The 1342-nt window shown below is 66.1% G+C and carries 1 protein-coding gene; it reads left to right on the top strand.

Annotation, left to right across the window (positions count from 1 at the left end; all coding sequences use genetic code 11):
* Nucleotides 1–56: 56 nt before the first annotated feature.
* Nucleotides 57–1292 carry an IS256-like element ISEc58 family transposase gene (locus tag ACVOLS_RS21540; protein WP_481547318.1) on the top strand — a complete coding sequence of 412 codons (1236 nt, stop codon included), beginning with the start codon at nt 57–59 and terminating at the stop codon, nt 1290–1292.
* Nucleotides 1293–1342 lie beyond the last annotated feature (50 nt).

Genomic DNA, 1342 nt, shown 5'->3' with positions numbered 1-1342 from the left:
GAGGGTGTCAGAAATTTTGTGTGAGAGGCATACCATGATGCTGCCAAGGAGCATGTATGCCACGCAAGAAGAAGACGCCGGTGGTCACGCCGGCCATTGATCTGCCGAAGGAATTTCTCGAGAAGCTGATCCCGGGTCCGATGGACGCGGCCGGGGTCGAAGCCGTGTTCCAGCAGCTGAAGAAGGCCGTGATCGAGCGGGCGCTGGGCGCGGAGCTCGGCCTGCACCTGGCCGACGCCGAGGGCGGGAGCGGCAACCACCGCAACGGCCGCAGCGGCAAGACGGTGCTGACCGACGAGGGTCCGCTGCGCATCGACGTGCCCCGCGACCGGGCCGGGTCGTTCGAGCCGCAGCTGATTCCCAAGCACGAGCGTCGCTTCGCCGGGTTCGACGAGCGGATCGTCTCGATGTACGCCCGCGGCATGACGATGCGTGAGATCCAGGGGCACCTGGCCGAGATGTACAGCGTCGAGGTGTCGCCGGAGTTCATCAGCAAGGTCACCGACGAGGTGATGGCCGAGGTCACCGCCTGGCAGGCGCGGCCACTGGAGGCGATGTATCCGGTGGTGTTCTTCGACGCGCTGCGGGTGAAGATCCGCGAGGACGGCGTGGTGCGCAACAAGGCGGTGTATCTGGCGCTGGGCGTGCTGGCCGACGGCACCCGCGACATCCTCGGGCTGTGGATCGAGAACACCGAGGGCGCGAAGTTCTGGATGAAGGTGTTCAACGACCTCAAGACGCGCGGCGTCAACGACATTCTGATCGGCGTGGCTGACGGCCTGAAGGGCTTCCCGGAGGCGCTGGAAGCGGTGTTCCCGGCGACCACGCTGCAGACCTGCATCGTGCACCTGATCCGCAACAGCCTGGACTATGCGGGCTGGAAGGACCGCAAGGCGCTGGCGGCGGCGATCAAGCCGATCTACACGGCCCCGACCGCCGAGGCCGCAGAGGCCGAGCTGGATGCGTTCGAGGCCGGCGACTGGGGCGAGCGCTTCCCGACGGTGGTCGCCGCCTGGCGCCGTGCCTGGACGCGCGTGGTGCCGTTCTTCGCGTTCCCGCCGGACGTGCGCCGGGTGATCTACACGACCAACGCGATCGAAAGCGTGCATGCGCGCCTGCGCAAGATCATCAAGACCCGCGGCCACTTCCCCAGCGACGAGGCCGCCACCAAGCTGATCTGGCTGGCGCTGCGGAACATCACCGCCGAGTGGAGCCGCGCGTCTCAGCACTGGAAGGCGGCGATGAACCAGTTCGCGATAATCTACGAAGACCGATTCACGCTGGCTCGCTGAAAGAGACTTCCGGACTAAACCGCCTCACACACAAAAAATCGGACACGCCC

Source organism: Stenotrophomonas sp. STEN038 (genome assembly GCF_056759895.1).
The sequence above is the reverse complement of the archived record's forward strand: the minus strand, read 5'-3'. Positions and strand labels throughout refer to the sequence as shown.

What these genes read in the sequence shown, in the direction of transcription:
- ACVOLS_RS21540 (WP_481547318.1), top strand. Translation starts at nt 57, where the DNA reads ATGCCACGCAAGAAGAAGACGCCGGTGGTCACGCCGGCCATTGATCTG.